This window comes from Streptomyces sp. NBC_00358, assembly GCF_036099295.1.
Lineage (GTDB): Bacteria > Actinomycetota > Actinomycetes > Streptomycetales > Streptomycetaceae > Streptomyces.
This window is the reverse complement of record NZ_CP107976.1, coordinates 86,707-113,552: the sequence shown is the minus strand read 5'-3', so window position 1 is coordinate 113,552 and position 26,846 is coordinate 86,707. Positions and strand designations below refer to the sequence as shown.

24 protein-coding genes and 1 pseudogene are annotated in these 26,846 nt (G+C 69.7%); 12 read left to right on the top strand and 13 right to left on the bottom strand.

The features are described from left to right. Positions 1 to 873: 873 nt before the first annotated feature. Together OHT01_RS00560 and OHT01_RS00555 are read right to left on the bottom strand one after the other, a co-directional pair. Positions 874 to 1,500 (bottom strand): DUF2071 domain-containing protein, encoded by a 627-nt coding sequence (locus OHT01_RS00560; RefSeq protein WP_328551093.1) that lies wholly within the window; start codon positions 1,498 to 1,500, stop codon positions 874 to 876. Positions 1,501 to 1,522: 22 nt separating this feature from the next. After that, positions 1,523 to 2,224 carry an SDR family NAD(P)-dependent oxidoreductase gene (locus OHT01_RS00555; RefSeq protein ID WP_328551092.1) on the bottom strand — a complete coding sequence of 234 codons (702 nt, stop codon included), beginning with the start codon at positions 2,222 to 2,224 and terminating at the stop codon, positions 1,523 to 1,525. Positions 2,225 to 2,663: 439 nt separating this feature from the next. On the opposite strand from OHT01_RS00555, the gene OHT01_RS00550 reads away from it, so the two are divergent. The 3 genes from OHT01_RS00550 to OHT01_RS00540 all read left to right on the top strand — a co-directional run bounded on the left by OHT01_RS00550 (position 2,664) and on the right by OHT01_RS00540 (position 4,391). Beyond that, on the top strand, positions 2,664 to 2,897 hold the full coding sequence (locus tag OHT01_RS00550) for a hypothetical protein (RefSeq protein ID WP_328557983.1): 234 nt from the start codon (positions 2,664 to 2,666) through the stop codon (positions 2,895 to 2,897). An 83-nt stretch (positions 2,898 to 2,980) separates the two neighbouring features. Next, positions 2,981 to 3,913: a hypothetical protein gene (locus OHT01_RS00545; protein WP_328551091.1), complete on the top strand. Its 933-nt coding sequence runs from the start codon at positions 2,981 to 2,983 to the stop codon at positions 3,911 to 3,913. Between the two features lie 184 nt (positions 3,914 to 4,097). Beyond that, positions 4,098 to 4,391 (top strand): hypothetical protein, encoded by a 294-nt coding sequence (locus OHT01_RS00540; protein WP_328551090.1) that lies wholly within the window; start codon positions 4,098 to 4,100, stop codon positions 4,389 to 4,391. 710 nt (positions 4,392 to 5,101) lie between these two features. Here the strand turns inward: OHT01_RS00540 and OHT01_RS00535 are convergent. After that, a complete protein-coding gene (locus OHT01_RS00535) occupies positions 5,102 to 5,587 on the bottom strand; it encodes a DUF427 domain-containing protein (protein ID WP_328551089.1) in 486 nt (161 codons plus the stop codon). Positions 5,588 to 5,932: 345 nt separating this feature from the next. Here OHT01_RS00535 and OHT01_RS00530 point away from each other — a divergent pair, with 345 nt between their 5' ends. Further along, a complete protein-coding gene (locus OHT01_RS00530) occupies positions 5,933 to 7,114 on the top strand; it encodes a PP2C family protein-serine/threonine phosphatase (RefSeq protein ID WP_443043504.1) in 1,182 nt (393 codons plus the stop codon). Between the two features lie 112 nt (positions 7,115 to 7,226). Beyond that, positions 7,227 to 8,054: a restriction endonuclease gene (locus OHT01_RS00525; RefSeq protein WP_328551088.1), complete on the top strand. Its 828-nt coding sequence runs from the start codon at positions 7,227 to 7,229 to the stop codon at positions 8,052 to 8,054. Between the two features lie 300 nt (positions 8,055 to 8,354). On the opposite strand, the gene OHT01_RS00520 is transcribed toward OHT01_RS00525, so the two are convergent. The 8 genes from OHT01_RS00520 to OHT01_RS00485 all read right to left on the bottom strand — a co-directional run bounded on the left by OHT01_RS00520 (position 8,355) and on the right by OHT01_RS00485 (position 16,708). Then, positions 8,355 to 9,836: an alkaline phosphatase family protein gene (locus OHT01_RS00520; protein WP_328551087.1), complete on the bottom strand. Its 1,482-nt coding sequence runs from the start codon at positions 9,834 to 9,836 to the stop codon at positions 8,355 to 8,357. Between the two features lie 200 nt (positions 9,837 to 10,036). Then, positions 10,037 to 11,128 carry a 2-aminoethylphosphonate ABC transporter substrate-binding protein gene (locus OHT01_RS00515; RefSeq protein ID WP_328551086.1) on the bottom strand — a complete coding sequence of 364 codons (1,092 nt, stop codon included), beginning with the start codon at positions 11,126 to 11,128 and terminating at the stop codon, positions 10,037 to 10,039. A 67-nt stretch (positions 11,129 to 11,195) separates the two neighbouring features. Further along, complete coding sequence (locus tag OHT01_RS00510) at positions 11,196 to 11,993, bottom strand: ABC transporter permease (protein WP_328551085.1); 798 nt, start codon at positions 11,991 to 11,993, stop codon at positions 11,196 to 11,198. Further along, positions 11,980 to 12,852 carry a 2-aminoethylphosphonate ABC transporter permease subunit gene (locus tag OHT01_RS00505; RefSeq protein WP_328551084.1) on the bottom strand — a complete coding sequence of 291 codons (873 nt, stop codon included), beginning with the start codon at positions 12,850 to 12,852 and terminating at the stop codon, positions 11,980 to 11,982. Before OHT01_RS00505 ends, OHT01_RS00510 begins: the two co-directional genes overlap by 14 nt. Beyond that, positions 12,845 to 13,963 carry an ABC transporter ATP-binding protein gene (locus OHT01_RS00500; RefSeq protein WP_328551083.1) on the bottom strand — a complete coding sequence of 373 codons (1,119 nt, stop codon included), beginning with the start codon at positions 13,961 to 13,963 and terminating at the stop codon, positions 12,845 to 12,847. Before OHT01_RS00500 ends, OHT01_RS00505 begins: the two co-directional genes overlap by 8 nt. Continuing rightward, a complete protein-coding gene (locus tag OHT01_RS00495) occupies positions 13,960 to 14,676 on the bottom strand; it encodes an HAD family hydrolase (protein WP_328551082.1) in 717 nt (238 codons plus the stop codon). The genes OHT01_RS00500 and OHT01_RS00495 overlap by 4 nt, the downstream gene beginning before the upstream one ends. A gap of 5 nt (positions 14,677 to 14,681) precedes the next feature. Further along, complete coding sequence (locus OHT01_RS00490) at positions 14,682 to 15,806, bottom strand: TIGR03364 family FAD-dependent oxidoreductase (protein ID WP_328551081.1); 1,125 nt, start codon at positions 15,804 to 15,806, stop codon at positions 14,682 to 14,684. Between the two features lie 143 nt (positions 15,807 to 15,949). Then, on the bottom strand, positions 15,950 to 16,708 hold the full coding sequence (locus OHT01_RS00485; protein ID WP_328551080.1) for a GntR family transcriptional regulator: 759 nt from the start codon (positions 16,706 to 16,708) through the stop codon (positions 15,950 to 15,952). 430 nt (positions 16,709 to 17,138) lie between these two features. Here OHT01_RS00485 and OHT01_RS00480 point away from each other — a divergent pair, with 430 nt between their 5' ends. From OHT01_RS00480 to OHT01_RS00450, 6 genes and pseudogenes are all read left to right on the top strand, one after another. Then, positions 17,139 to 17,516 carry a hypothetical protein gene (locus OHT01_RS00480; protein WP_328551079.1) on the top strand — a complete coding sequence of 126 codons (378 nt, stop codon included), beginning with the start codon at positions 17,139 to 17,141 and terminating at the stop codon, positions 17,514 to 17,516. Positions 17,517 to 17,649: 133 nt separating this feature from the next. After that, positions 17,650 to 17,774, top strand: a pseudogene (locus OHT01_RS00475) (transposase); the annotation flags it as partial. 152 nt (positions 17,775 to 17,926) lie between these two features. Further along, positions 17,927 to 19,783, top strand: a complete 1,857-nt coding sequence (locus OHT01_RS00470) for a polymorphic toxin-type HINT domain-containing protein (protein ID WP_328551078.1) — start codon at positions 17,927 to 17,929, stop codon at positions 19,781 to 19,783. Further along, entirely contained in the window at positions 19,780 to 20,193 is a 414-nt protein-coding gene (locus OHT01_RS00465; protein WP_328551077.1) for a DUF4279 domain-containing protein, read from the top strand. Before OHT01_RS00470 ends, OHT01_RS00465 begins: the two co-directional genes overlap by 4 nt. A gap of 1,157 nt (positions 20,194 to 21,350) precedes the next feature. After that, a complete protein-coding gene (locus OHT01_RS00455) occupies positions 21,351 to 21,878 on the top strand; it encodes a hypothetical protein (protein ID WP_328551075.1) in 528 nt (175 codons plus the stop codon). A 368-nt stretch (positions 21,879 to 22,246) separates the two neighbouring features. Beyond that, on the top strand, positions 22,247 to 22,996 hold the full coding sequence (locus OHT01_RS00450) for a hypothetical protein (RefSeq protein WP_328551074.1): 750 nt from the start codon (positions 22,247 to 22,249) through the stop codon (positions 22,994 to 22,996). A 1,049-nt stretch (positions 22,997 to 24,045) separates the two neighbouring features. On the opposite strand, the gene OHT01_RS00445 is transcribed toward OHT01_RS00450, so the two are convergent. Together OHT01_RS00445 and OHT01_RS00440 are read right to left on the bottom strand one after the other, a co-directional pair. Further along, a complete protein-coding gene (locus OHT01_RS00445) occupies positions 24,046 to 24,531 on the bottom strand; it encodes a hypothetical protein (RefSeq protein ID WP_328551073.1) in 486 nt (161 codons plus the stop codon). Positions 24,532 to 25,099: 568 nt separating this feature from the next. Further along, positions 25,100 to 25,918, bottom strand: a complete 819-nt coding sequence (locus OHT01_RS00440; RefSeq protein ID WP_328551072.1) for a hypothetical protein — start codon at positions 25,916 to 25,918, stop codon at positions 25,100 to 25,102. A 250-nt stretch (positions 25,919 to 26,168) separates the two neighbouring features. Here OHT01_RS00440 and OHT01_RS00435 point away from each other — a divergent pair, with 250 nt between their 5' ends. Beyond that, on the top strand, positions 26,169 to 26,843 hold the full coding sequence (locus OHT01_RS00435) for a HalD/BesD family halogenase (protein ID WP_328551071.1): 675 nt from the start codon (positions 26,169 to 26,171) through the stop codon (positions 26,841 to 26,843). Positions 26,844 to 26,846: the final 3 nt, after the last annotated feature.

Sequence of the window (26,846 nt, the reverse complement as noted above, 5' to 3'; positions counted from 1 at the left end):
GCGCGAATCCGGTGCCGGTGTACCGCTTGCCGGTGGTGATGTTCACCGAGCCGGGCCGCGGCGCATCCGGCCGCCGTCGCCGCGTGGGCCTGCTGGAGCCACGCACGAAGTCCCGGACCTCCGTCCGGCCGGCTCGCTCCCACGGGCGCTCAATGGCCCACAGGAAGCGCTGCCAGCACAGCAGGGCCGCCCGCATGACTTCAGCGTCTCCATTCTCAGGTCGCGGGCGCGGAGGTCCTGGAGGAAGTCCGAGACGGCCGCGATCTCCTGGCCGTCTCGGTCGGTGACCCGGTACGGCTGTACGGGGTCGTGGACCTCCGCCAGCCGCCCAACCGGAGGCACGACGCGGTTGGCCACATCGCGGCCCGGTTCGAGAAGCATGCCGGGATACTGACAGCAGGACGACCGTCATCCGCACCAGATTCACTCCTGCCGGTGACCTGCGTCTTTGCCATATTTAGTTCGGTCAACATGCCGCACTCGACGTTTCGAGCCGGATGCCGTTCACGCCGTCCCGCAGGTAGTGCGTGACCCGCCCCGGCGTGGCCCTGCCGGCAGGCAGTCCCGCCTCCAGTGCCTCCAGGACGGCGATCCCCGAACTCCTCTTTGGCGCTGGGGCATACGTACCAGGGCCGCCGGGCAGCGCTGGAAGGAGCGCGAAGCGGGATCGTGCTCGCGGCTACCACCAGCACGGCAGGCACAACGGCCTCAGGCACAGACGCGTCAGGTGCCGGGCAACGACACCGGTGTTCCGAACCGCACCGGCACACCAGGCGCGTACAACACGCTGACCGGTGCCTCCTCGGGCCGGGACAGGCCTGCGGCTGCGATGAGCGAGTCGTCCCAGCCGAGCAGGGAGCAGCGGCGGAAGGATCACTCGGGGTGGGTGTTGGGGAGGTAGTAGGAGCGTCCGAACGCACGTCCGTGCAATCCCCAGCGGTTCGTGAGGAACTCCTCGACGGGGTCCGGCGCCATGGGGGTGCCGGCTACCTCGAGCCACACGCGGGCCCCGGCGCTCGGTGCTCCGCGGCGGCTGGTCCGGTACAGCAGGCGGTTGTCGAACCAGCGGCTGTGGATGCGGGACCACCGATAGGGGAGCCGGAAGGACGCGTCGGCGGCCAGGACGGGCACCAGCCGGTCGCATTCCAGCGAGCGGAACACCACTCCGCGGCGCCCCAGCGCGTCCCGGCCGTAGAGGCGGACATTGACCTCGTCGAAGGATCCGAGATACGGGATCGCCGGGGTGTCACCGAAGGCGAGATCGCGCATGCGGAAGAAGACCAGGCCGACGTACGTGCGGCCGTTGTGGAGGTCGGGGACGGTTCCGGGCGGCAGAAGCCGGGCCACCTGGAACGGGTCTACAGGCCAGTGCAGGAACACCAGGTCGCGCCAGTTCTGCCGGAAGAGGGTCCGCCGCAATTCCCGCGGCGCGCGAGGGGTCACCGGCTCCACGGGGTGCATGGTCCGGTGATACCGGCGGGGCGATCCACTGTCGGGCACGGTTGCTCCTCGGCCGCCCGCCCTACCGCTCGACGTCGAGCGGGGCGTCACGGCCCGGCTTCACCACTCGGGCGCCGGCCGAGAGCGCGGCGACGATCGCGTCCACCGCCTCGGCGACGGGCAGCCCCGGCGGCAGCACGGGAGGCGTTCCGAGAACGGCTCGGCCGGCGAATCCCGTCTCCACATGGGGCAGACGGATCTCCAGCACCGCGACCCCGGACGCCCGCTGCTCGCGCCGGACCCCCCGGAGCCAAGCGGCCAGGCCCGCCTTGGACGCGGAGTAGTCGGCCATGCCCGCCGAGGGCGAGTCGGCGACGACGCCCGTGATCGCCGCGACCACGCCGCCCGGCTCGACGACGGGAAGCGCGGCTCGCAGAAACGCCAGGGGAGCCAGCGTATTGACGGTGAACAGATGCTCGGCCACGGCGTCGCTCACCGACTCGGCCGGTCCGAAGGCGGTAACGCCGACGCAGACGACGACCGCGTCCAGCCCGCCGAGTTCCCCTGCGGCCCAGGTCACCGTGCGTGCGCACTGCGCGAGGTCGTACGCGTCGAAAGCGCGGGCGGGGGCGTCGCCGCAGGCCCGGGACACGCGGGCGAGGCCTTCGCGGTCCCGGCCCGCAACGGCCACGGCGGCTCCCTGCTCGTGCAGCCGCAGAGCCAGGGCGGTGCCGAGGACTCCCGTTGCGCCGGGAACCAGGATCCCCGCACGGCTGATGACCATGACACACCTCCCGTACCCCGGGTGGGCCCGGGGCATCGGACGACTCGCCTCTCTTCTTCGGCAGGTGACCGATCCCTGGATGCGGCGGCGGACCGGCCGCAGGCAACTCACGCCCGCTCTCCGTTCCGGGCCACGAGCGTGTGACCCGTGAGCTGCGCCCGCCGGCTGTGGCGCCCGGCCGACACTCGCCCCCTCGGACGGCGCAGTCCGGCCCCGTCATCCTGGCCCATCCCGCCTCGTGGAGCCCAGTTCACGCACAGCGCGCAGGATCGCGCGGCGGCGGCAGACAGCGGCGCGCCTGCTTCTTCGCGATGGGGCCGCGCTTCGTCGCGAAGAAGAGTGCGCGCGGTCAGCCCGTGCATCCGAGGGCGCCATGACACCAGAAAAGTGGTGAAAGCATCCCAAAATGCTTCACCGGTCCGTGATGAGAGGGAAAGCAATGATCGTGAAGAAGCTGCACGATGCGGGCGTCCAGAGTGAACACGCCTACGCCGCGGCCTTCGGCTCCATCGGCCTTTCGCTCGTCTCCTGGCTGGCGTCCAACAAGCAGGAGAACCTGGAGCGGGCCGACCGTTGGGGCATCTTCGTGGGGGAGTGGGCGCCCACCTTCTTCGCCCTCGGGCTGGCGCTGGCCAACTACGAGCAGAGCGATTCCGCGGGGGCCGACCACTGATCGGCAGGCGGCCTCGGCCACGACCCCGTTCGGCCCGCATCTGCGACCTGCGGAAGCGCGCCTCCCCGACCGAGAAGACGCTGATGCCAGACATGGTGACAATGGAGACGAGCCCGGTGACGGAACTGCTCGACGGCGGGATCGAGGACGTTTCGGCCAGGCGACGCGTTGGGTCGGGCGGGCTGCCGACATGGCGTGAGCTGGGGTTGCAGTCGATGTCGGCGACGCTGGTCGAATCGCTGAGCCGACGGGGAAGCCGCTTCTTCGAAGCACTGTGCCAGTGGCCTCGATGGCATGCACTGAACGAGCGTGCGCTCGCGGTGACGCATCATCCCCTGCTCATGGCCGAGTCCGCCCGTCAGCTCGCCGCCGCCCTGGAGTTGCGGTATCTCAAGGGAGCGGACGACAACCGACTCCAGCCCGTCTCGGTGAGCCTGGGAGTGGATCCGAGAGCACAACCGGTCGAGCGCGGCGCCGCGTCGGACGTGCTGGTTCACGTCACGGTCAGCGATCTCGTCGTACGAGTGGGTACTGTCGCCGCGTACCGCCTGACGGCCGAGTTCTTTCACGCCGGCACGCGCTTCGGCGCCTGCGGCATGACGCTGGCCCGCCCTTCACGCCCTCGACCGGAGGTGACCTCCACGCCGCATCAGGGCCTGCTGCGTCCCGCCCCGGCCGCCGTGGGAGCGTCGGCCGAACCGGACGTGCTTCTCGCGCGCGGAGCGCAAGGGCGACTCGTGATCGCCCCCTGCGACCCTGGGCACCCGGTGCTCCTGCCGGGCCGGCCCGCCCTGCTGCCGGCGCTCGCCGTCATGGAAGCCGGAAGGCAGGCGACGCTGCTCTACCGAGGGGCCCTGCCGTCCGCTGTGGCCGGCATCGCTGTGCGGCTTGACGCGCCGGTGCCAAGCCGAGGGGCGGTCGTAGAGGTGGCGGCCGAGGGCGGCGCCTCGCGCTTCCTCGTAAAGGCCGGGGAACAGATTGCCGCCAGGGGCACGGTCACCTTGTTGCGCCCTTGAACGCAGCAACGGCGATCCGCACTGTCGCGGGCATGCCGAACCCGTGCCGATCGGCGCCCGCGCCGATATCACCGGACCCTGGCGGTCTGCCGGACACGCCGTCCGTGGTTCGGTCCGTGGCGGTCCGACGGACCTTCCCCGGAGCTGTCCGTCCGGGCTACGGCCATCCGGGTGTGCTGAAGCCGTGCCAGGCGACCGACCGAAAGGCGATCGACCATGCTGGGCGGACATCAACACGCTGTCCAGCGACGAGGAGTACGGCATGCCGATGGACTCGGTGGCCAGATTTCTGGCGGCTCTGAACCCCCAGGACCGGCAGACGGTCGACGCCGAACCACGCGATGAGCAGGAGCGCCTCGCCGCGGCCTGGGAAATCGAGCTGGAGGCAGACGCCGAACTCGACACGCTCGACGAGTTGTCGCCGGCTGCGGCGGAAGCAGAGGCGGCCCGTCGTGTCCTGGACCGCAAAGACGGTTGACCCCTGTGGCACCCGTGCCACAGGGGATCACGGCCGGGTGGCCGATCGCAAACATGGTCAGCTGTGCGGCATGTGGTCCGGCGGGACGGTTTCCGTCTGTCCCTGACCGGAAGGCGAGGGGCGTGATGACGCAGGAGCGGACCGGGGACAGGACGTCGCGGGTCGGGCCGGGCCCGAGGCGGTCCGGGACAGTACGAGGCCGTGTTGGGCTGTGCTCACGCGGCCGACCTCGGGCGGTCGCCCAGCTCTCCGCCGAAGCGACCGCACGCACAACGGCCCGCTTCTGCCGACTCCACCGAGACCACCGCATGCCGATCGCCTCAGTGCCGCCTTCTGCTGCTCACTCGGCCTCCCGGCCCTCCACCGGCCGCTATCCGGGAAACGCCCCAGCGGCAGAGGCATCCACGGGCGTGGAACTGGGCGGACCGCGGCGAGATTCAGCGCCCACCGGTCCTTCGGGTCCGCCGCGCCGGCACCTCGTTCCCCGGCTGCGGGTTCCAGGCTGAGGACACTGTCGAGCACCGCTGCTGTACCGGCGTCACCTTCTCCTGTGAACGATCACGCCAATTCCCCAGCCGTTTGGCCCCCCGTCGGTGGCGAGGTCTCAGGTGGGAGAGACCGCCGTCGACTGGTCGGTTGGCCTTTGGCGGACTCCACGGCAGGGGGATGGTTCAAGCGGGCCGATGAGGCGCGGCCGGCGTTGACTCTCCCTACCACCCACGTGTTTTGAGCGCGCCCTTGAAGGGGCCCTGCACGTCCGAGGTGATCCAGCCGCCATAGAAGTCTCCGTCCTGAGCCCGCGCCTCTTCGCCGCCGACGAGACAGCGGCCGACGCGGCCGACATAGAAGGCGAAACAGTCCCTGAGGGCCGTGTAGGCGGGTTCGGGGTTGGAATAGCTCCAGGCGGCACGACCGCGCACTTCGTGGCCGATGATCAGGTCCCAGTAGCGGGCGGTGCCCTTCCATTCACACCAGGAGTGGCCGTTGTTCGGGAACAGCAGATCGGACCTGACATCTTCCGGGGGGACGTAGAACGTCGGGGGATGGCTGGTCTCCAGTACCCGCAACGCCCGTCGAGTCTCGGCGATCACATGGCCACCGCATTCGACCCGGACGAGGCGGTCGTCCCGGAGTACAGCGGGGGGCCGTGGATAGTCCCATACGGACTCGATGGTGCGATCGATGGATTCGGTCATGCCGTCTCCTCGCCCTGAGTGCACACGCCTCGGTCAGCGCGTTCGTCCCTTCTTCTCCCCATCCCGGGGTCCCGGATGAGATGTCCTGGGATTGATCGGGCCATCGTGCCGTGGCGGGATGGACACCGGGCGGGCAGGTGACGGTCTCCGGGGGCTTCGAAGACAGTGCCGGCGCGGGTACCGGTCCCGGGGACAGCGATGTGCGCAGGTGCTGAGGGCGCCGACGACCGGTAGAACGTAAGGGTGAAGGACGAGGGCAGCCCTGACGAGGATGCGCGGCCGCACCGTGTGGCGAGGCCGGCGATCGACTACCAGGCGCTGTTCACGGTCACCCCCAGCCCCTGCATGGTGCTGGGCCCGGATCTGGTGCTCGCCGACATCAATGAGGCGGCCTGCCGGGTGACCGGGCGCACCCGGCAGGATCTGCTCGGGAGGTATCTCTTCGATGCCTTTCCAGAGAATCCGGCGGACCCGGATGCCGACGGGGTGCGGAATCTGCACGCCTCCCTGCACCGGGTTCTGCGCTCGAAGGAGCCGGACACGGTGGCGCCGATGAAGTACGACATTCCCGTGGCCGGCCGGCCGGGTGTGTTCCAGGAGCGGTGGTGGTCCGCGATCAACACTCCGGTGCTCGGACCGGAGGGGCAGGTGGAGTGGATCCTGCACCGGGGGGAGGACGTGACCTCGTTCATCCGCTCCCACCCTCGCCTGCGAGAAAGCGGCACGCTCAGCGACGTGGAGGCGATGGAGGTCGAACTGTACGCGCGGGCCCGTGAGCTCAAGCGGCTGAACGAGGAACTGCGCCAAGCCCACGCCCGGGAACGCCAGGTCGCCCTCACCTTGCAGGAGGCCATGCTCCACTCGCCTCATCTGGCCCGGCACCGGGAGACCGCGGTGCGCTACTTGCCCGCCGCCGGGTCACTGAACGTGTGCGGCGACTGGTATGACGTGGTCGACCTGCCCGAGGACAGATTCGCCGTCGCGGTCGGCGACGTCGTCGGCCACGGACTTGAGGCCGCCGCCGTCATGGGCATGCTCCGCAGCGCGTTGTCCGCCGTCGTCCGGGCCGTGGAGTGGCCCGCGGAGGCCCTGGATGTTCTGGGCCTGTACGCACGCGACGTGGAGGGCGCGCTGTCCACCACCGTCGTCCAAGCCGTCGTCGACACCTGTGCTCGCCGCATCGTGTACAGCAGCGCCGGCCACCCGCCCGCCATCCTGGTCCACCCCGACGGCACCTTCGACCTTCTCGACCAGGCCACCGACCCACCGCTGGGAGCCCGCCCCGAACCCGTCCCCCACCCCCAGGCCGCCCTGCCCTACACCCGCGGTGACACCTTCGTGCTCTACACCGACGGCCTCATCGAACGCCCCGGCGAGGACATCGACGACAGCCTGCGACGCCTCACCGACGCGCTCGGCCGCCATGCCCGCCGCGAACCCGAACGCCTCGCCGACGCCCTGCTCGCGAACCTCGGCGTCAGCAGCAGTACCCGCGACGACGTCGCCCTGATCGTCATCCGCCTGTGATCCACGCGCCACCAGCCTGGTGCGCCACCCACGACGGAACCCGGTAGAACGGCCGCTGCCTGGGAAGACGCGAATTGATCTTCATTGACGCCCCAGGGGAGGAAACATCACCATGGCCGTTCCCGCACGCGCCCGGCGTACCGCGCGCCGCTTCCACCGGTTCGAACTCCGGGCGACGGCCGTCTACTTCGCCCTCCTCGCTGTCACCCTCGCTCTGGTGGGCGCGGCCGCCCGCACCGCGGCTGCGGCCGCGGTGCACCGCCCCGCCTGGGCTGTGGCGCTCGCCCTTGTGGGCGTCGGCGTCGTCATGGCCGGCTGTCGCGGGAAGCGCCGCATATCGGCGGCGAGGATCGCGCGCCGCGCGGCCATAGCCCTGGACGCAGCCACGCGGACGGCGGTCGAAGCGCTCGACGCGGCATCACCGGCTCCCGCCGTCGGCCTGGTCCCCGCCGGGGCCGGCGCCTGCGGCGGCCGCCTCGGCACGGATCCCGCCGTCGTGTTTCCCGAGACCGTGCCCGAGGCGCCCGCGGACACGGTGGAGATCGCCTACGAGGCCCTGTACCCGGACGAGTTCGAACAGGCGGTGGCCGAACTGTGCCGGCGCGACGGCTGTCTCGACGTGGACGTCGTGGGCGGGGCCGGGGACCTGGGCGCCGACGTCGTGGCGAGGACGCCCGACGGGCGCTCGGTCGTCATCCAGTGCAAGCGGTACTGCGACGGCAACCGGGTCGGCTCACAGGACCTGCAGCGCTTCGGCGGCACCTGCTTCACCGTTCACGGCGCCGATGTCGCCGTAGTGGTCACCACCAGCGACTTCACCGCCCCCGCGCTCGACTACGCAGAGCAGTGCGGCATCGTGTGCGTCGACGGTCCGCAACTGCGCCGCTGGCAGGAGAATGCGGGACCGCGGCCGTGGGAGGCGCAGCCGTCGGCGGCCTGAGGCGGGCCGCCTTGACGGTTCGATCTCAGGGCCTGCTGACTCCGAAGGAACTGCTGCCTTCGACGATGCGCCGGTGAGCTACGACCTTGCGGTGTGGGACGGCGGCTCGGTCTGCGCCGAGCTCCACGAGCGCTACCTGGAGTCGGACGATGTCCTCGGCCTTGCGCTCTGACATGTGCTGGGTCTCCCGCCGTCCTGTGGCGTACGTACTCGATCCGGGGGGCGCCGGAACGACGGTGTGCCGACGCCCCCAGCCTGGTCAGCCCGGCGTGATCCCGGCCCGGGATCACGCCCGGCTGATCAGCCGGCCTTGAGCGAGACGCCGTCGATCACCCAGTACCAATTGTTGCCGCCGGTGTAGCGGAACCGGACCCGGGCGGTCTTCGCCCCGGCCGGGACCTGGAGAGTCAGCTTCTCCACGCGGGAGGACGTGTCGGCCGTGTACGTCTTCACGCCGACCCACGCGGCGTCGTCGTAGGAGACGAGGACCTCACCCTTCTGCGGGGATTCCTGGCGGTAGTAGGTGGTGTACGTGAGGGTGGCCGCGGCGCCTCCGGTGACCGGGTAGGCGGGGCTGACGAGGGTGGAGTCGAAGGTGCCCGAGACGGTCTTGTCCTCCCACTCGTCTCCGTCGGCGACCGCGAACACGTTGCGGGCCCGGACGTTGCTCTCGCGGTTCTGGTCCACCTGCGCCTTGGTCCAGAACTCGTCCGTGGTGAAGGACCAGCCGCGCCACTCGGTGACACCGCCCGTGCCCATCGCGGAGTTGTCGACCGACCAGCCGCTCGGCGGAGTGTGGGTGAAACCGATCACCGTGGCGCCGATGCCCGTCTCGTCGACGCGGGTGGCGAGCTGCGGGCGCAGCGCGTCGAAGTCGTCCGGGGCAGGCTGCTGCACGGGCCGTCCGTCGAGGCCCCAGGCGGGGTCGATGGCGACGCCGAGGTGGGCGAGCGCGGAGGCGGCGATGTCCGGCATCTTGACGTCGTGGCGCACCGAACCGGCGGCCAGGGTCGGCCCGGTCGCGATCATGAAGGTCTGCCGTTCGGGCCAGCTGGAGCCGCCGTGGCCGCCCGCGTCGGTGTGCCCGTGGTCGGCGGTGACCATGACCAGCCAGTCCTCGGAGGCGTAGGTGACACGGGCCTTCACCGCGGCGACCATCTGCCCGACCTGGGTGTCGACGCCGTGGATGGCGTCCAGGTACTGCTGGCTGGCGGCCCCGTAGCTGTGGCCCGCGTGGTCGACGTTGTCGAGCTGGACGAACACCGCGTCGGGGTTGGCGTCCCGGAGCTGGGCGACGGCGCGCGAGGTGGTGCCGACGTCGTACTCGGCGCTCGGAGTGGACACCCGGGTGTCGACCTTGGAGGAGAAGACGGTGTCCGTCAGGGGCGCCCAGGAGGAGACGGCGTAGGTCGACAGGGCCGGCTTGGCGGTCTCGATCCGGGTGAGGAAGTCCGGGTACTGGGCGAAGTTGTGGCCGGTGAAGTCGTTGTCCTTGACGTTGTGCTTGTCGGGCCAGACGCCGGTGATGAGGGTGGACCAGCCGGGGCCGGACAGGGTCGGCGCGAACGGATTGGCGTAGATGCTGCTGGGCGCGGTGAGGCCGGCGCCCATCAAGGCGTCGAGGTTGGGGGCGTCGGCGTCCGTGATGCGGCTCAGCAGGGTGCCGTCGAGGCCGATGACGAGGACCTTGGGGGTGTTGGCGGCGGCGCGGGCGACGGACGCGAGCGGCCCGGCGGCGAGGGCGAGACCTGCCGCGGCGGCGAGCAGGGTGCGACGGGACATGCGTGACGACACGTGATCCTCCGGAAGGGGGACGAGGGTGTGGAGCACGGATGGAACAGCGGGGGGTGACGCGGTCGGGCAGGGCGATGCCCCCGGCGGTCCGGTTCCAGGGGCGTCGCGGGTGGAGCAGGTGGCACGGGTGGTGCGGATGGCAGCCACCGGCCTTTTTTTGGGGGGAAGGCCGTTCGGCTGCCGGGGGCTCAGCTGCCGGTGGCGGACTTCCAGTCCTCGACGTACGTGGTGAGGTTCTTGTCGATGTCCGCCCAGTCGGGCTCGAAGACCTCGACGCCGTCCATGAGCTTGGTCAGCGAGATGGCGTTGGCGTCGGTCGCCTTGACGTCGGAGCGGGCGGAGAAGCCGCCGCCGATCTCACTGACCTGCTGCTGGGCCTTGGCGGACAGCATGAAGTCGAGGAGCTTCTTGCCGTTCGCGGAGTGCGGGGCCTTGGTGACGAGGCCGGCGGCGTACGGGAGCGCGAAGGTGGTGGGCTTGCCGACGGCGCCGGTGGCCTTGTCGGTGGCCTGCGGGAACCAGATGCCGAGGTTCGGCATGTCCTTGGACTGCGCGTAGTTCATCTGGACGTCGCCGTTGGCGACCAGCAGTTCGCCCTTGTCGACCTTGGGGGCGAGCTTGCCGGTGGACGCGGACGGGCCGACGTTGTTGGACTGGAGCTTCTTCAGGTAGGCGAGTGCCGCGTCCTTGCCCCCGAAGTCGTGGATCGCCTTCATGAGCACGGCGGTTCCGTCGCCGGCGACACCCGGCGTGGAGTACTGGATCTTGTTCGTGTACGTGCCGCCGAGCAGTTCGTCCCAGGTGGTGGGCGCGTGCTTCAGCTCCTTCTTGTTGTAGACGAAGCCGAAGTAGTTGTTGACGACGGAGGTCCAGGTGGCATCGGCGGCCTTGTCGGCGCCGTCGACCTGGTCGGAGCCCGCGGGCGCGTACTTCTGGAGCAGGCCCTTGCTGTCGGCCTGCTGGATGAACGGCGGGAGGGTGACGAGGACGTCGGCCTGCGGGTTGGTCTTCTCACGGACGGCCCGCTGGACCATCTCGCCCGAACCCCCCTCGACGTACTCGACCTTGATGCCGGTCTTCTTCTCGAAGTCCTTGAAGACCTGGTCGTACCAGCCGTCGCCGTTCTCGCCCTTGAGGCCGTCCGCGCTGTACACGGTGACGACCTTGGCGTCGGAGGCGGCCGAGTCGCCGCCGCACGCGGTGAGGGAGCCGGTGAGGACGAGGCTGCCGGTCACGGCGGCGATCGGGGCGAGGCGGAGCGAGCGGGCGTTTCTGGGCATGGCGGGGTGAACTCCTTGCGTGGGTGGGGTGTTTGAAGGTGTCCGACGGTGGAGCTGGATCAGCCCGTCAGCGGTAGGAGGCCTTGGTGCGGATCCGGGAGACGGCGAACAGCACGAGCACGGTCGCCGTCATGAGGACCACGGCGAGGGCGGAGCCGGTGAACAGGGCGCCGCGGTCGGTGGACGCGTAGATCTGGACGGGAAGCGGGGTCCAGTCCGGCGGGTAGAGCATCATCGTGGCGCTCAACTCACCCATGGACAGGGCGAAGCAGAGCCCCGCGGCGGCTGTGAGCGAGGGCAGCAGCAGCGGCAGCCGCACCCGCCACAACACGGAGGAGGGCCGGGCGCCGAGGGAGGCGGCGGCCTGTTCGTAGGCCGGGTCGAGACGCACGATGGCGGCCGACACCGACTGGTGGGCGAACGCCGTGACAAGAACGGTGTGCGCGAGGATGACGATCCACCGGGTGCCGTTGAGCAGCACCGGCGGCTTGGAGAAGGCGACCAGGATCGCGAGCCCGACGACGACGGAGGGCACCGCGACCGGCAGCATGAACAGCGCGTCCAGCAGGCGCTTGCCGCGCTTCTTCAGGGCGTGTCCGGCGAGCGCCGCCCAGGTGCCCACGACCAGCGCGAGGACACTCGCGGTGAGGGCGGTGACCAGGCTGGTGGTGAGGGCCTGGAAGGATTCGCCGCGGGTGGCGGCGGTGTAGTGCCCGGTGGTGAATCCGGACGGGAGCGCGCTCGACCAGTTCGTGGCGAACGACGCGGCGAGGACGACGAGCAGGGGCAGGGCGAACAGGGGCAGGAAGAGGACGAAGAAGACGGCCCAGGTGGCCCACTTCCCCTTGCGGCTATGCACCAACACGGCGGCTCACCACCCGGTAGAGGCCGTAAAGGCCCACGGAGATCAGGACGTTGACGACGGCGACGACACACGCTCCCGGATAGTCGGACTCCAGGATCGCCTTGCTGTAGACGAGCATCGGCAGCGTGGTGACCCCCTTGGCCCCGGTGAACAGGACGATGCCGAACTCGTTCAGGCACAGCACCAGGACCAGGCTGCCGCCGGCGGCAAGGGCGGGCAGCGCCTCGGGCAGGATGACCTGCCGGACGATCCGCGCGGGCCGCGCGCCGAGCGAGGACGCCACCTCCAGCGGGCCGGTGTCGATGCCGGAGAAGGCGCCGAGCAGCGGCCGCATCACGAACGGGGTGAAGTAGGTGATCTCCGCGAGGAGCACACCCCAGGGCGTGGTGAGGAACTGGAACGGTCCCTCGGCCGCTCCGGTGGCGTCCGTCCAGAGCCCGTTGGCCATGCCGACGGTGCCGTAGACGAAGAGCAGCGCCAGCGTGATCAGGAAGGACGGGAAGGACAGGAAGACGTCGATGGACTTGGCGACCGCCTTGCCGCCGGGGAACGGCACGAAGGCGATGACCAGGGCGAGCACGAACCCGAGGACCAGGCAGCCGACCGTGGACCCGAGGGCCAGCCACACCGTGGTGCCGAGCGCCTCGCGGAACGCGGCGGAGGCGAACACGTCCCCGTACGCCTGAGCCGAGGTCCCCCCGGTGTCGGGCCGGAACGACTGCTGGACGACCAGCCCGAGCGGATAGAGAAACACCAGGCCGAGCACGGCGACGGGGGGCAGAGCCCAGACCCACGAGGGGATTCCCGTCCTGGACCTGGTGACCGGTTCGGCCGGAGCGGCGACCGCGGCGCTAGCCATTCCGGCCCACCCTGTCGGCGGCTCCCACGGTCTCCCGGGCGGTGACCGGAGCCGTCCGTTCGGCGGTGACGCCGGCGGAGAGCAGCACCGCGTCCTCGGGTGCGAAGTGCACGGTGATCTCGTCCCCGAGGGCGGGTGGCTGCCGCAGTTCGCGCAGGTCCACCTTGATCCGGTGGCCCCCCACGTCGACGTACAGCCGATGGGTGGCCCCCCGCCACTGCACCTCGGCGACCGCGCCGGTCAGGGCGTTGGGCCCCGCGCCGAGCCCGACGAGGTGCGGGCGTACGCAGAGCGTCGCCGTCGCGCCCCGGGCGGCGTCCCCGGTCGGGACCTCGAGTTCGGTCCCGGCGAAGTCGACCCCGTCCGTCCCCACCGTCACCGGCAACAGATTCGCGTTGCCGACGAACGACGCGGTGAACTCGGTGCGCGGCGCCCGGTACAGCTCCTGGGGGGTGCCGACGTCCTGGAGCCGGGCCTTGTCCATGACGGCGATCCGGTCGGCCAGGGTCAGTGCCTCGACCTGGTCGTGGGTGACGTAGAGGATCGACACGTCGGGTAACTCGCGGTGCAGCCGGGCGAGTTCGGTGAGCATCCCGGAGCGGAGCTGGGCGTCGAGGGCGGACAGCGGCTCGTCGAGCAGGAGGACGCCGGGCCGGATGGCGAGCGCCCGCGCGATGGCGACCACGCGCTGCTGCTGCCCGCCGGACAGCTCGCGCGGATAGCGCCGCGCGTACGCCGCCATCCTGGTCATCTCCAGCGCCTCGGCCACCCGCCCGTGGATCTCGCCCTTGGGGGCCTTCTGCGCCTTGAGCCCGAAGGCGACGTTGTCCTCGACCCGCATGTGCGGGAAGAGGGCGTACTGCTGGACGACCATGCCGATCCCGCGCCGGTGCGGCGGCAGGTCGGTGACATCACGGTCGCCGATGAACACCCGCCCGGCGGCGGGCCGCACGAATCCGGCGACGGCCCGCAGCGCGGTGGTCTTGCCCGAGCCGGACGGCCCGAGCAGGGCCATCACCTCGCCGGGCGCGACGGTCAGGTCGAGGGAGTCGAGGACCGTGGTGCCGCCGTAGGCGACGGACACCCGGTCGAAGCGGATCCCGCTGCTCATCGCCCCGCTCCGCCTGGTCCGGTGAACTCACCGAGCAGTGCGGGAAGTTCGGCCACCGAACCGAGGACGTGGCCGGCCCCGGCGGCGCGCAGCGCGTCCTCGTCGTGGGCGCCGGTGAGGACACCGGCGACGAGTCCGGCCCCGGCGCGGACACCACTGAGCATGTCGTATGAGGTGTCGCCGAGGACGGCGGTCTGCTGGACGCCGTCGGCGGCCTTGGTGCGCAGGAACGCCTCCAGGATCATGTCGGGGTAGGGGCGTCCGCGGCCTCCGGCGTCCGCCGGGCACAGCGTGAGCGGCACCAGGTCCTGCCAGCCGAGCGCGGCGAGGATGGCGTCCTGGGTGACGCGGGCGAACCCGGTGCTCAGGACGACGGTCCGGCCGCCCGCCTGGAGTTCCTCGATCGCCTCGCGGGCCCCGGCGATCGGCGCGATACGGCCGCCGTCGACGAGTTCCCCGTACGCCTTCTCGAAGGCGGAGTTGGCGCGCCGGGTGAGGGACTCCTCGCCGAACAGGTGCCGGAAGACGGAGATCTTGGACTCGCCCATCGTGGCGCGGACGTAGTCGAGCTTCTCCGTGTGGTCCGCGGACCCGGGCTCCACGCCCAGCTCGCCGGCGGCCACGGCGAAGGCCTGCTCCACCAGGCCGCCGTCGGCCACGGTGGTACCGGCCATGTCGAGCACCACAAGTCGTATGTTGTTCAGCTCGGCCATCTCGTTCACCATCCCAGCTCGTCGGCGGTGGTCTCTGCGATTGCGGGTGAGCAGGTCATGCCGCGCCCACCGGGCCCGGTGACCAGCCACATCCCGTCCCGGACGCGCTGGCGGTGCACGACCCGGCTGGTGTCGGTGCACTGCGCGTACACCCCGGCCCAGCGGCGCCGGATCTTCGGCAGCGGGCGGCCGAGGAAGGACTCGACGACCTCGGTGAGGTGGTCGTAGGGGTCTTCGAGGGTGTCGAAGGCGAAGGGGTGCTCGTACTCGTGGGTGTCGCCGATGGTCAGCCCGCCGTCCGCGCGCTGCACCATGAGGAGCTGCATCAGGTGCGCAGCGGCGGTCGGTGTCTGTGGCTGGCCTGCGTTGAGGGCGTCGAGCGCCTCGCTCCGGTACGCGGGGTAGTAGCGGAAACTGTCCGCGTCGGCGACCGAGGTGGTGAGCGGCTCGCCCAGCGGGGCGGTCTGCATCATCTGCAGCCGTACGCGCCGTACGGGCAGCTCGGGTCCGGCCAGTTCGCGGACGAGTCCGCCGAGCCAGGCGCCGGTGCACAGCACCACCATGTCACCGGTGTGGACGTCGCCGTGGTCGTCGCGGACGGCGTTCTCGCCGATCACCTCGCGGACCTCGCGGCCCGGCAGGAAGGTGTAGTCCGGGGACTTCAGCAGTTCGGCGCGCAGGGCGACCTGGGCGGTGCGCGGCTCGACGGCCGCGTCGCGCTCGCAGTACAGGGCGGCCTCGAAGGTGCCGCGCAGGGCGGGGTTCAGGGCGCGTGTCTCACCGGCGGTGAGCAGCTTGTAGCCACGGGCCGCCGCGTCGTCGCGGGCCAGGGCCGCCTGCGCGACGGCGATCTCGCGCGGGTTGCGCAGCGGGGTCAGCGATCCGCAGCCCCGGAAGCCGAGACCCGGGACCCGGGCACCGATCTCCTCCCACAGTTCCCGCGCCCGCAGGGCGGTGTCGAGCTCCTCTCCTCCGGCTCGGCCACTGACCCATATCTGGCCGAAGTTGCGCAGCGAGGCCCCACGGGCCTCCGCCTCACGCTCGATCTGTACGACCTGGTGGCCGCGTTCCACTGCGTGCCAGGCGTGCAGGGTGCCCACCACGCCGGCTCCGACGACTATCACTCTCACGACGGCAACGCTCCTCGGTAGGGGGAAATCGGAAGGGTCCTCACCGCAACCAGATGGTGAACTGCCCATCACGTTTGGACTAGACCCGTTATGTTTCCGTTATGAAAAGAGGCGAGCGTCAGCTCGCCTCGGTCCGGTCGGAATCAGTCTCCCAGGTGCGCGGTGAAGGAGAACCGGTCCCCCCGGTACAGCGTCCGCACTCGCTCCAGCGGCCGTCCGTCGGCGTCCCGGGAGATCCGGTGGATCAGCAGCATCGGCAGCGCGGGCGGGGTTCCGATCAGCAGCGCCTCGCGCGGGGTGGCGAGCACGGTCTCGATCCGCTCGTCGGCGTCGCCGAACGCGATGCCGAGGCGGTCGTGGAGGTAGGCGTAGAAAGAGGAGTCGGGGTCGAAGTCGCTGTCCAGTCCGGGGACCCGGCCGACCGCCACGTACGTGCTCTCCAGACCGACCCGTTCGTCGTCCGCGAGCAGCACCCGCTCCATGTGCCAGACCGGTTCGCCGCGCTCCAGACCCGCCTCGGCGGCGAGTGCTTCCGGACACGGGAACCGATCGAGGGAGATCAGCGAACGGCCGGGGACCCGCCCCTGCCTGCGGACGCCCTCGGTGTAGCTCGCCAGCGACAGCGGCTGTTCCAGCTTGGGACCGGCGACGACCGTGCCGCGCCCCTGCCGCCGCAGCTTTCCTTCGAGCAGCAGCTCGCGCAGCGCCTGCCGCACCGTCTCGCGGGCCACCTCGTACTGTTCCGAGAGGGCCCGCTCGGTGGGCAGCAGCCCCCCTTCGCCCAGCTCGTCGACGAGTCGGGCGATGCGCGCCTTCACCGCGTAGTACTTCGGAATGCGGCCGTGTTCCGGAATGCCGGAGCGGACGGGGGCGCCGGGAGCCTGGTCGTTCGGGTAGTCCACGGACACGATCGTCGCAGACGGCGCGGGCCGCGCGGCTGCCAGGCCTCGGTGGTGTCTCGGCGGCTCTCAGCGGCGGCGGGCGCGCCGACCGGGAGTTGTGCCTGCGGGGCCGCCTTCCGGACCGTGTTGTCGCGGAGGTCCTCTACGGGCTTCAGGCCCGAACCGTGCTGACCGCGCTGCGGCTGGTCCCGGCGCGAGCCAATTCCCGGGCCACTTCAGGACGTCGGGAAGCTGCAGAACCTTCACCAACTGGGGCTGCTCGAAGCCAACATGCCGGGGCCGCTGAACGACAGCCACCTTGTCGGCCGCACGGCTGGGACTTCGGCCCGTTCGGGAAGATCTGGCTACCGGCTTGGACACCCGCGAAGCCCAACCGGCATAGCGAGAAGCCCCCTCGTCCACGAGGGGGAGGAGTCACGTGGATTCCTCGATGAGCCCGCCCGAGGTCATGCGGGTGCTCACGGACTTCAGCCCCTCACGGCTCGAAGAGTGGCCCTCGATCGACGCGGAACACTTCCAGGTACACGAAGGTGGGGACACCTGGGCCGAAGTCACTGAAGGGAACGCCGAGTCGTGGGAGCGAGCACGCTACGACTGGGACCCCGCGCAGAACAAGGGCACCGTCACCACCCGCGACTCGACCCCGTTCGGACCTGGCGGTTGGGTGTTCCAGATGACCCCCCACGGCGACGGCACCCGTGTCGACGTCAAACTCCAGTGGCATCCCAGCTCGTTCACCTCCAAGATGAAGTCCTCGATACTCCCTACGCCGGCCCGGTGTTCCGCAAGGCCTTCAGGGAGCCCCTGAAGGCCAAGTAGTCGGCCGTGGCCCACTCTTGACCCTCCACCGTGCACGAGAAGGACTCTCGTGCGCTGGTCCGTGACGGGCACAGCCGGCGCTCGTGCGGGCTGGTCCGCTGACAGCCTGCGTCAGAGCGGTCGGCGGTGAGGGCGCCAAGTACCGGCTGCACATTCTTACCAAGATCAAGAACCGCGGCGTCGGCGACGTGCTCATGCTGGTCCCTGCGAAGGGCTCAAGGGCCTGCCCGAGGCGGTGGGGACAGTTGAGTTGATCATGACCGACAGTAACGCTTTAGCCTGATTGCGACCACGCGTTCGAAACGCACGCAAACACAGGGCGGCCCGGCCGGCCGCCCCGGGGGGAACACGGACTCCCGCCCGCGAACGGCGACTTGGGATCCGTGCTCTGAGGAACACATGCACCTGCACGTAAAACAGAAGATCGTCACGCTCACAACCGCCCTGTGCCTGACCCTGGGCGCGGGCGTGGGCACCGCCTCGGCGGCCGGGACGCCGCCGAAGCGAGAGGCGGAGCCCACCTTGCTGGAGATCGCGGCCAAGGTGGCGCGGTACTCCGACTGCGGTTCTCAGCCTCTGCTGGAACGGCCTGCCTGTCTCAAGGAGTTCGACCTCAAGTCCGCCAAGCTCGGCTTGGGCGTGGGCGTCTTCCTCTACGTCACCCGTGACGCGATGAAGGACGAGGGCAGCTCGTTCAAGGACCTGGAGACGGCGCTGACCGAGCTGCACAAGCTCAAGCCCTACCTCCTGCTCGACCCGGACAAAGAGACTGACCCGGTCAAGAAGAAGCAGGTCTACGAGCAGACGCTCAAGGCGTTCAAGGCCGCCAAGCCGCACGTGGACAAGCTGCGCACCGACGTCGTCAGGGCTTCCCGCCTTCTCGACGCCCACACGGAGTCGGTCGAGGCCTTGGCCGTGCTGGCTGTCGCCGTCGGCGACTACTACCCCGATCCGAAGCCCGTCGATGACCGGCCGGCGAAGGACACCTGGGACATCGCGGGCTTCTTCAAGGACATCGGCAAGAGCCTTGACCAGATCAACGCCGGCTTCGACAAGATGAACGGCGCCCTCGATGACATGAACAAGGCCACCATCGAGGTCAACCGAGGCCTGGACCAGGCCAACAAGGGCATCGAGAAGGCCAACCGGGGGATGGACAAGCTCAATGAGGGAGTCAAGGAGGCCAACAAGGGGCTGAATGAGACCAAGAAGGCCGTCGAGGGCATAGACAAGGCCGCCTCCAAGCTCCACGAGATACCGGACTTCGACTTCGACTTCTCCCGTCTCGCCGAGAAGATCGGGTCGAAGGACACCACCGCCGAGGAACGGGCCGCCCAGGAGCGCCGGATGTCGGTGCTGCTCAACCTGATGCCCGGGATCGGGGACGCCAAGGGCGTCATCGAAGCCATCACCGGCAGCGACCTGGCCACCGGTGAGAAGGTGAGCGACACCGACCGGGTGCTGGGCTCGCTCGCGGTCATGCGCTGGCTCAAGTACGGGGGCAAGCTGCTCCCGGAGGAGATCAGGGCCGCCCGCAAGGGCGACAAGATGCCGAACTGCAACAGCTTCCCGGCCGGCACGCGGGTCCTCATGGGCGACGGCACCACCACGGTGCCCATCGAGCAGATCACCGTCGGCGACAGCGTCCTGGCCACCGACCCGGAAGCGGGGATCACCGGCTCGCGGCCGGTCGAGGACACCATCTACACGCCCGACGACGAGGACTTCACCAGCGTCACCCTGGCCGGCGACGGGGGAGCGGAGCCGGCCACGCTCACCGTGACCGACCACCACCCCTTCTGGGTCGAGAACCGGGGGCGATGGGCGGACGCCCGCGATCTCAACTCCGGTGACGCGATGCGCACCCCGGACGGCACCGCGGTGCGCATCGACAAGGTCGCGCACTGGAAGGAGCCGCAGGGCGCCTACAACCTGACCGTCAACGACCTGCACACCTACTACGTGCTGGCCGGAACCACACCCGTACTCGTCCACAACGCGTCCTGTAGCTTCATCAAGGGAGAGATCCCCGACGCGGCGGCCATCGAGCGGGGCTCCCTGGTCAAGATCAAGGAGAAGCAGCTCGAGAAGGCGCTCAAGACCGTCGGGGAGGACCCCCACGGCTTCAAGGCCGACTGGGTGGGGAAGAACAACGTGTCGCGGTTCGACGCGATGCGCGACGGCGAAGGCAGAGTCGTCCTCGTGAGCAAGGACGGGAAGATCTTGGTTCCGACGAATTACAGGTACCGGCCGTGAGCGCGTTCCGGATGTATCTGCGGGTGGTCAGCGAATCCCTTCAGCCGCAGGAGATCTCCGCGCGGCTGGGATGTGAAGCGGACGAAGCGACCGCGATCGGCAGCCGCAGGCGCCCCCAGTCCCCACCCCGCAAGCACGCGACCTGGATTCGCCACGTCCGGGCCCCGGGCGAGTCCAGGCGGCCGGAGGATCTCGAACCGGTGGTCCTGGCCTGGGGACCGGAGTTCGCCGCAGCGCTGGGGCGCCTGGCCGACTCGAAGGACGCCGACGTCTCCCTCGTGCTCGTCCAAGAGATCACCGACCCGGAGGACCCGCAGCAGAAGGGCATTTTCCTGCGCGCGGCCCTGCTGGCCTGGCTGGCCCGGGCCGGAGCGTCGCTGGACATCGACCAGTACGTGTATCTCGACTGAGCCGACCGCCGGGGCGGAAGCCGGCCGGCCAAGCCGTGCCAGTAGCCGATGACCTGACCCGGGCCGACTGCCGTACGTCGGCCCGGGCCAGGTTCGCCTCGCGGCCACGGAGTCATGGTTACGGGACCGGGGCTACGGCACGATCGTCCAGCGCTGTCGGGGTGTCGTTGCTGCCCGCCGACCTTCTCCACCGTGCTTCGGGACAGTCGACGGCCAGTGCTGAACTGGAGGCGTGCTGCACGGCCCCGTACACTCGGCGGCTGCCTCCGTGTCCGACGCGAGGCGCCGTCAGGAAGGATGCGTCGATCGTGTTCCAGGAAGCCCCGATCTACAGACAGCTCGTCGCGGAGCGCGGTGATGTGCCTGCGCAGGTGCGCGGTGAGGCCGAGCGGATTGGCAGGGATCTTCAGCGGGTGATGCCACCCGTGCAGGGTTCCGCTCCTCCCGCGCCCGAGCACGTGTGGCCCAGCGCGCCCGCCGGCCTGGCGCTCCCAGCCGGCGCGCAGCCGAGCTGACCTGCACCCGGGATCGTGCGTCCGCGGATGGGCGCCGTGTAAAGGTCGGGCAGGTCCCGGACCCGGTCCAGGCTGCAGCCTGCGCAACGCCGCCGTAGGTGACCAGATACTGCACGTCATGCGGCTGCAGCCCGGCGCACCAGCACGGTACTCCGACCTACTGGACCATGCCCTCAAGCCACTCGCCAACGTCCTGCCACAGCCGCACCAGAGCTCCTCCACCAACTGATGGTCGATATCCGGCGTAGCTCCCAACGCGGTCAACCGCCTCGACCTTCGACGTACCCTTCTCGGGCCATCGTGGCGCAGCTCGCCTGCACCGGCTCTGGATGAGGATGTACTTCTCTTGCGTGAAGCCGCTGACAGGCTTCGTAGATATTGGGAGAGTGGCGCGCAGGACCGCGATCCCGGCCAGGGCAGGGCCAAGGTGATGGCGCTGAATGATCAGTCCGCTGGGCTTCCGGGTATCGGGGACTGGCAGAGTCGTCGCGCGGCCGTGGCCGAAGTCAGAAGCATCCTGGCACGGCTGAAGAAGGGGAGAGCCAAGAGTGTCGAACAGCAGCGACTCGTAGAGGCGCTGGGAACGGCCGTCGACGTCGGCGGCACCCTGCTCTCGCGGCGAGCGCAGCAGGAAGCCGCCCGGTGTGCGAACAAGCTCGCACCCGGAGCGAGATCCTTGAGTGGGCGAGCCGCGGAACGGCCAAGAAGAAAGCCCCGGCCGCTCCGGCCCGGAACGCGCCTGTGCCGCAGCCACGTTCCCGCGAACCGGAAGAGGTCTATCTGCGGGCGGACGCGCTCGACTCGGCGGCCAGTGCAGTCCGGGGGGCCTTGAAAAGGGCTGCGCGTGAGCAGAAGGTGATGCCGTGGTCAGAGCTTCGGCGACAGCTCGGCTCAGCGCTGCCGCGCATGACTGTGGCCGACCGAGTAGAGGTGCTGATCCTGGTCGACGAGGCAGGTCCGGCCGATCAGGTTCTGCTCTCCGCGCTTGTGGCGGCCGGGGACCCCGAACTCCTGCCGCACTACCGGCAGATCGCCCCGGCGCTCGGGCTGGAACCTCCGGACGATGATGGTGACTTGCGCGACGCGCTGGAAGCTGACGTGCAGCAGGCTCAAGACGCCTGGCGCTTCCAGTTCCGGCCCGTGCCGTCCCGCGGCACGGGCTCTTCCTGAACTGCCCGCCCGATGTGGGATCGGCCTCGGACCAGCAATTCTGGTCGGGGCTGTTCTTGTTGCCCAACCATGCTGGTGCCCGTCGTTCCCTGCCCGTTCCGGCACGGTGAACCGGGCACGCGTCATGGAGACCTCCTGAGGGTATGCGAGCATGCCGAAGGCCCCGTCGCCGAGGCGGCGAGGGGGCCTTCGGCATGCTGGCGGGCATGGACGAGGATTGGACCGAGCTGTGCCCGGACGGCCTCGGCTTCTCCGAACCATGGGACGGCACGTACGACACCTGAACACCCGTTTCTTCGACGTGACCCTGACAAGGGTCCTCGGTCGTTAGGATCGGCTTTCTTGATCACGAGGGGCTGGGGGCACGGGTGAGGGCACGGGGAAACGGATGGCTGCTGGTGTGCGCGGCACTGTCCTTGTGGGGGCTCACCGGCTGCGCGGGCACGGGCGGAGGAACGCCCGGCCCCCAGACGTCGAGCGGCTCGCCCGGCGCCGCCTCGATCACCTCCGCCGCTCCGGGACCACCACTCTCCGCCCAGGCCCTCAAGTCCATCGCCCTCACCGGTGACGACGTTCCGGGCAACACAGGCGTCTCGGCGGACGAGCGGCGGCCCACGGACGCGAAGAGCACCTTCCCGCCGGTCTCGGACAGCTCCTGCGAGAAGCTGCTCAACGCACTCGGCGCCGGCGACGCGTCGGCCGTCGTGGACCAGGTCTTCAACTGGAAGGGCAGTATCTGGGCGGGCGGCGGCACCCTCGCGACCTACGCGGGCACGGATGCCGAGAGGGCCTTCGCCCGTGTCCGCACGTCACTGTCGGCCTGCCACGACTACACCGGCGTCGGCTTCACGGGGAAGTACACCGCGCACCTGGCGCCGGAAACGATCCCCCACCTCGGCGACGAGTCGATCGCCTTCCGGATCACCGTGCCGGTGAAGCAGGGGCCCGGCCTGCGCAGCGGCCGCCGCGTCTCCGTACGGAACGAACAGCACATCCTGGTGAGAGTCGGCGGTGTCACCGCGCACTTCACGATGCTGGACATGGACCACGAGGACCACTTCCCCCCGGCCCTCATCCGCAAGGAAGTCGCCCGCATGACACAGGCACAGCACCGCTGAGGCGAGACACCCCGCCACGAGCACGCCGCCGAACCGTTCGGCGAAAAGGGCCCAGAACTCGTCAACCGGGTGGCGGCCGCGCCCTGGCGCATGCGCGTTGGGACGTACAGGCCGCGCTCGAAGCCACCACAGGCCCGCTTTCCGTGCGGCTGTTCCTCGCGAAAGATGCGCCGCATGTTCGCCAAGGACCTGGTGGGCGGCTGCGACTGCGGATGCCGAGGCGACTACCACCTCACTGCTCCGCCGCATCTATACCGAGGTCGGCGACGGAGGGTTCGGGCCGGAAGGCGGCCGCGCGTCGCTGACGCCGCGCCGTGTTCCGCACTGGCACGTGCCGGACTGGCATTGCGCGACGACCATCCACGCCAATCGGGCGGGGTGGGGGGCGCCGGCGTCGTGGTTCTTCCTGACGGACGGCGGCTGCACGATGGAGTGGTACGTCTCGCTGATAGCGGTTGACCGGCCGGTGCTGCTCTGGGATGCCGACGGATGGGAACCGGACTGGGTACAGGACGCTCATGACGGCCTGCGTTATGCGGGCGCCATCGCTGCGCCAGTGGCTGTGGACCTGGACAGGCAGCGGCATTGTGTGGGACGAAGCGCTGGCACTACCCGATTAGGAAGGACGCTGAACTGCAGCACCTGTGACAAATCCGGTAGTGATCACTGACCAGGTGGCGCGCCAGCCAGGGGATCCAGTGATCGTTTCAGGATTCTTAGCTGTGATGAGGCAGCCGCCTTTTTGGGCGCTGCACGCTGGTTCTTCATCCGTACCCCGTGGGGAATGTTCCCGCCGACGACGGCTCCGGTGGGCGGAAGGAGGTGCCCGTGGACGGTGGCGTAGGCGCGGGCGACGGCGAGGATCCGCTCGGGCAGGCCCGGGGGAGCGCTGCAGCATCCAAAGATCCACACTCGCGGGCATTGCGGCGCTGCAGGTCTGGTGTGCCACGAGCGGAATCCGCGTACGGGGTTCGGGAAGACAACGACCGCGAAGGCCGCCGGATCTGTCCCGCATGCCCGGGTCTTCGGCAGGGCTCTGCGCCCCGTCGCTACTCCAGACCCATCTCCTTGAGCAGCCTGTCGAAGGACCGGGCCTTCGCGTACACGTCGTGATACTTCACCGCAGAGGCGTCACGATACGCTTCGCCGCACTGCTTCATGAGGACGTCGGCGGACTCAACGATCGGCTCATAGTACGGATCGAAGTGGGGCTTGGACTTGTCTTCGTGCGCCTCGTACATGATCGTGACCTGCACGTTCTGCACAAATCCCCTGAGTGTGTAGACCTTCGTGGAGCACTGCGTGTGGTTCCGACAGACCTGCATGTCGTCCCGACCAAGCGCCCGGTGCAGGACGCGCGCCATGATCCTCGACTTCGGCAGATCCTCTGGCTGTATCAGTGGCTGCACACTCGCCGTCGGGCTCTCTTTCACCACGGCGCCTGTCGGCTTGTCGCTGTCCCCACAGCCCGCCAGCCCGATCAACGCCCCACCCACGGCCACCGCGGTCACGCCGGCGCATCTTCGGATCTTCATGAGCGGAACCGTACAACCCACTTGCCCGTCCGTATACGCAAGCCCTGGACCAGCTCGCGACGGCGGGACCCCGGTGGCCGAGCACATATCCGGTCAAACCTGGCCCACGCACGGCCCCTGAGGGTTTGCTGCGCTGGTCGCGAGTCAGCCCGGGAAACCGTCGTGCTCGCTGTGCTCGAGGAACTCAGCAGAGTGCCTGTCACTTCGGCCTCACCACCCGCAGGACTGTATGCGCCCGGCTCCCGGGGCAGGGTGACCGGATGAACGATCGCCGGCCCGTTCTCCTCGCCGCCGTTCTCGGATTGGCCAGCACTTTCGCTGTCACCGTCCGCGGGTTGCTGAACAACCGCCGCCAGGTCGCCGACCAGGTAGCCGTCGAGCACGACCAAGCGCCATCAACAGCGATGCCACCAACGTCAGCCGTTCGACAACCTCACGCTTCACGTACAGGTACGTCGGCGGTGGCGCCGATCCGCACCGGCCCCGCCGCGTGCCATCGGCAGGCGGAAGGCCCCGCCGGAGCGGGGCCTTCGTTGCGCAGTCAGACGCGGTGACCGGAGTACGGGTCTCAGGTCACGTCGACGTAGTCACCGGTGGAGGTGCTGGCACCGGTGGCGGTATTGCCGCCGTAGCTCCAGCGCCAGGTGCCGTCCTGGGAGGCTGTCACGGTGCTCTTCAGGGAGCCGGAACTGCTGGCGGTCACCGTCTTGATGGTGGAGTAGGTGCTGGAACCGGCGGGCTTGAACTGCAGCTTCACCAGCCGGCCGCCGTAGTTGTCGTAGCGGTGCTGACTCCAGTTGGCATGCTGCACAGTGCCGGTGACGGTGATCGACTTGCCCTTGGCGACGGGCTCCGGGGACGCGTTCGCGTTCTGGATGCGCGATGCACGCTGGAGACGGGCCGTCGCGGAGAGGAGGTCGGTGTCGTAACCACCGTTCTTCTTGATGCCCGTGCCGAGAGTCTTCCAGGCGGCGGCGTCACTGTTGACGAGGCGGTTGCCGTTCCCGACCGGCATTCCGTCCGGGTCGATGGTCATCGTCTCGTCGCAGTCGCGGAAGGTGTAGCCCCCCGCGGAGGAAGTCCTGCAGCTCCACCGGGTCGTGGAGATGGCGAGCAGGTACTTGGTGGACCCGTTACTGCGGTACGCCTCGACCCACCAGTCGTCCAGAGCCACGCTGCTCTTCACCGTGTACGTCAGCGGGACCTCGACCTCGGCACTGATGCCGACGACGATGGGCTTGCCGTTGTTAATGACAATGCTCGAGAACGAGATGTCGCTTTCGGCCGCGTGCGCGGCCGGCGCCGTGAGCCCCACGCCCACCAGCGCCATGCCTCCGGCCACCGCCGCGGCGGCCACGCGCCGCACGGTCGGTCTGTTCCGCTGCATCGCAGCAGATTTTGCAGTGATCAATCCCCACCCCTGAGTCGAATATCTGAGCGGCTGGCCGACTGCCCGCCGCCGGAACTCTAGATCATCCAGGGGTGGCGCCCGGCGCCGCGGGGCCCGCGACCTCGCCCGACTTACCGCACAGCCCGTACCCCACGGACACGCGACGACGCCACTGTCCGATGTGCCGGCCCGAGGCAGCCGCTGAGAGGAGCCAGGCGTTTCCCGTCGGTGGTGGCGAGGTACGGCTGTGCTCGTGCTGAAACTGCCACCCCGACCCGACTCGCTCCGCGACCGCTTCGCCGCCGACGGCTACCTGCCGTTGCCGGGCCTGGTGAGCGCCAAGGGACTGCGCGTCCTGCGCGAGGAGACCGACAGGCTGGAGGCCGCCGCGGTACGCCGCGACTTCCGCATGGCGTGCATGGACGACAGCCCGCGCCACATGACCACTCTGGGAGGCCAACAGATCGCCGCGCAATCCGCACTGATCTCCGGCCTGTACCGGGACAGCGGGCTGCTGGCTGCCCTGTCCTGCGTCCACGGCGGCGACGTGCTGCCGGTCTGCGACCCTGTCGAGCGGCACGTCCTGAACATCCTGCACCGCCCCGGTGACACCCACGGGGCACACACGGACGACCACCCGTTCGCCGTGGTGCTGTTCATCGAAGCGCCACCGGAGCCGGCCGACGGCGGACTGCTCGAAATCCACCCCGGACACGCCGACCTGGCGGCCCTGAACCGCCCCGGAACCCGCCGACTGCACCACCGCGCGGGCGACGCCTACCTGCTGCGCAGCGATCGCACCGCCCACCGCGTCACCCCTCTGCGTCGCCCCGGAACGCGCCGAACCGTCTTGAACTTCGCCTACACCACGCCCGGCCACCAGCCCCTGGCCACCGGCTCCGCCCAACGCCTGTACGAGTGACGA

Coding starts and splice junctions, on each gene's coding strand:
- OHT01_RS00545 (WP_328551091.1), top strand. CDS start 2,981: ATGCCAGACATGGTGACAATGGAGACGAGCCCGGTGACGGAACTGCTC.
- OHT01_RS00520 (WP_328551087.1), bottom strand. CDS start 9,836: ATGTCCCGTCGCACCCTGCTCGCCGCCGCGGCAGGTCTCGCCCTCGCC.
- OHT01_RS00515 (WP_328551086.1), bottom strand. CDS start 11,128: ATGCCCAGAAACGCCCGCTCGCTCCGCCTCGCCCCGATCGCCGCCGTG.
- OHT01_RS00445 (WP_328551073.1), bottom strand. CDS start 24,531: ATGAAGATCCGAAGATGCGCCGGCGTGACCGCGGTGGCCGTGGGTGGG.
- OHT01_RS00495 (WP_328551082.1), bottom strand. CDS start 14,676: ATGGCCGAGCTGAACAACATACGACTTGTGGTGCTCGACATGGCCGGT.
- OHT01_RS00480 (WP_328551079.1), top strand. CDS start 17,139: ATGAGCCCGCCCGAGGTCATGCGGGTGCTCACGGACTTCAGCCCCTCA.
- OHT01_RS00440 (WP_328551072.1), bottom strand. CDS start 25,918: ATGCAGCGGAACAGACCGACCGTGCGGCGCGTGGCCGCCGCGGCGGTG.
- OHT01_RS00550 (WP_328557983.1), top strand. CDS start 2,664: ATGATCGTGAAGAAGCTGCACGATGCGGGCGTCCAGAGTGAACACGCC.
- OHT01_RS00525 (WP_328551088.1), top strand. CDS start 7,227: ATGGCCGTTCCCGCACGCGCCCGGCGTACCGCGCGCCGCTTCCACCGG.
- OHT01_RS00505 (WP_328551084.1), bottom strand. CDS start 12,852: ATGGCTAGCGCCGCGGTCGCCGCTCCGGCCGAACCGGTCACCAGGTCC.
- OHT01_RS00500 (WP_328551083.1), bottom strand. CDS start 13,963: ATGAGCAGCGGGATCCGCTTCGACCGGGTGTCCGTCGCCTACGGCGGC.
- OHT01_RS00555 (WP_328551092.1), bottom strand. CDS start 2,224: ATGGTCATCAGCCGTGCGGGGATCCTGGTTCCCGGCGCAACGGGAGTC.
- OHT01_RS00470 (WP_328551078.1), top strand. CDS start 17,927: ATGCACCTGCACGTAAAACAGAAGATCGTCACGCTCACAACCGCCCTG.
- OHT01_RS00535 (WP_328551089.1), bottom strand. CDS start 5,587: ATGACCGAATCCATCGATCGCACCATCGAGTCCGTATGGGACTATCCA.
- OHT01_RS00530 (WP_443043504.1), top strand. CDS start 5,933: ATGGTGCTGGGCCCGGATCTGGTGCTCGCCGACATCAATGAGGCGGCC.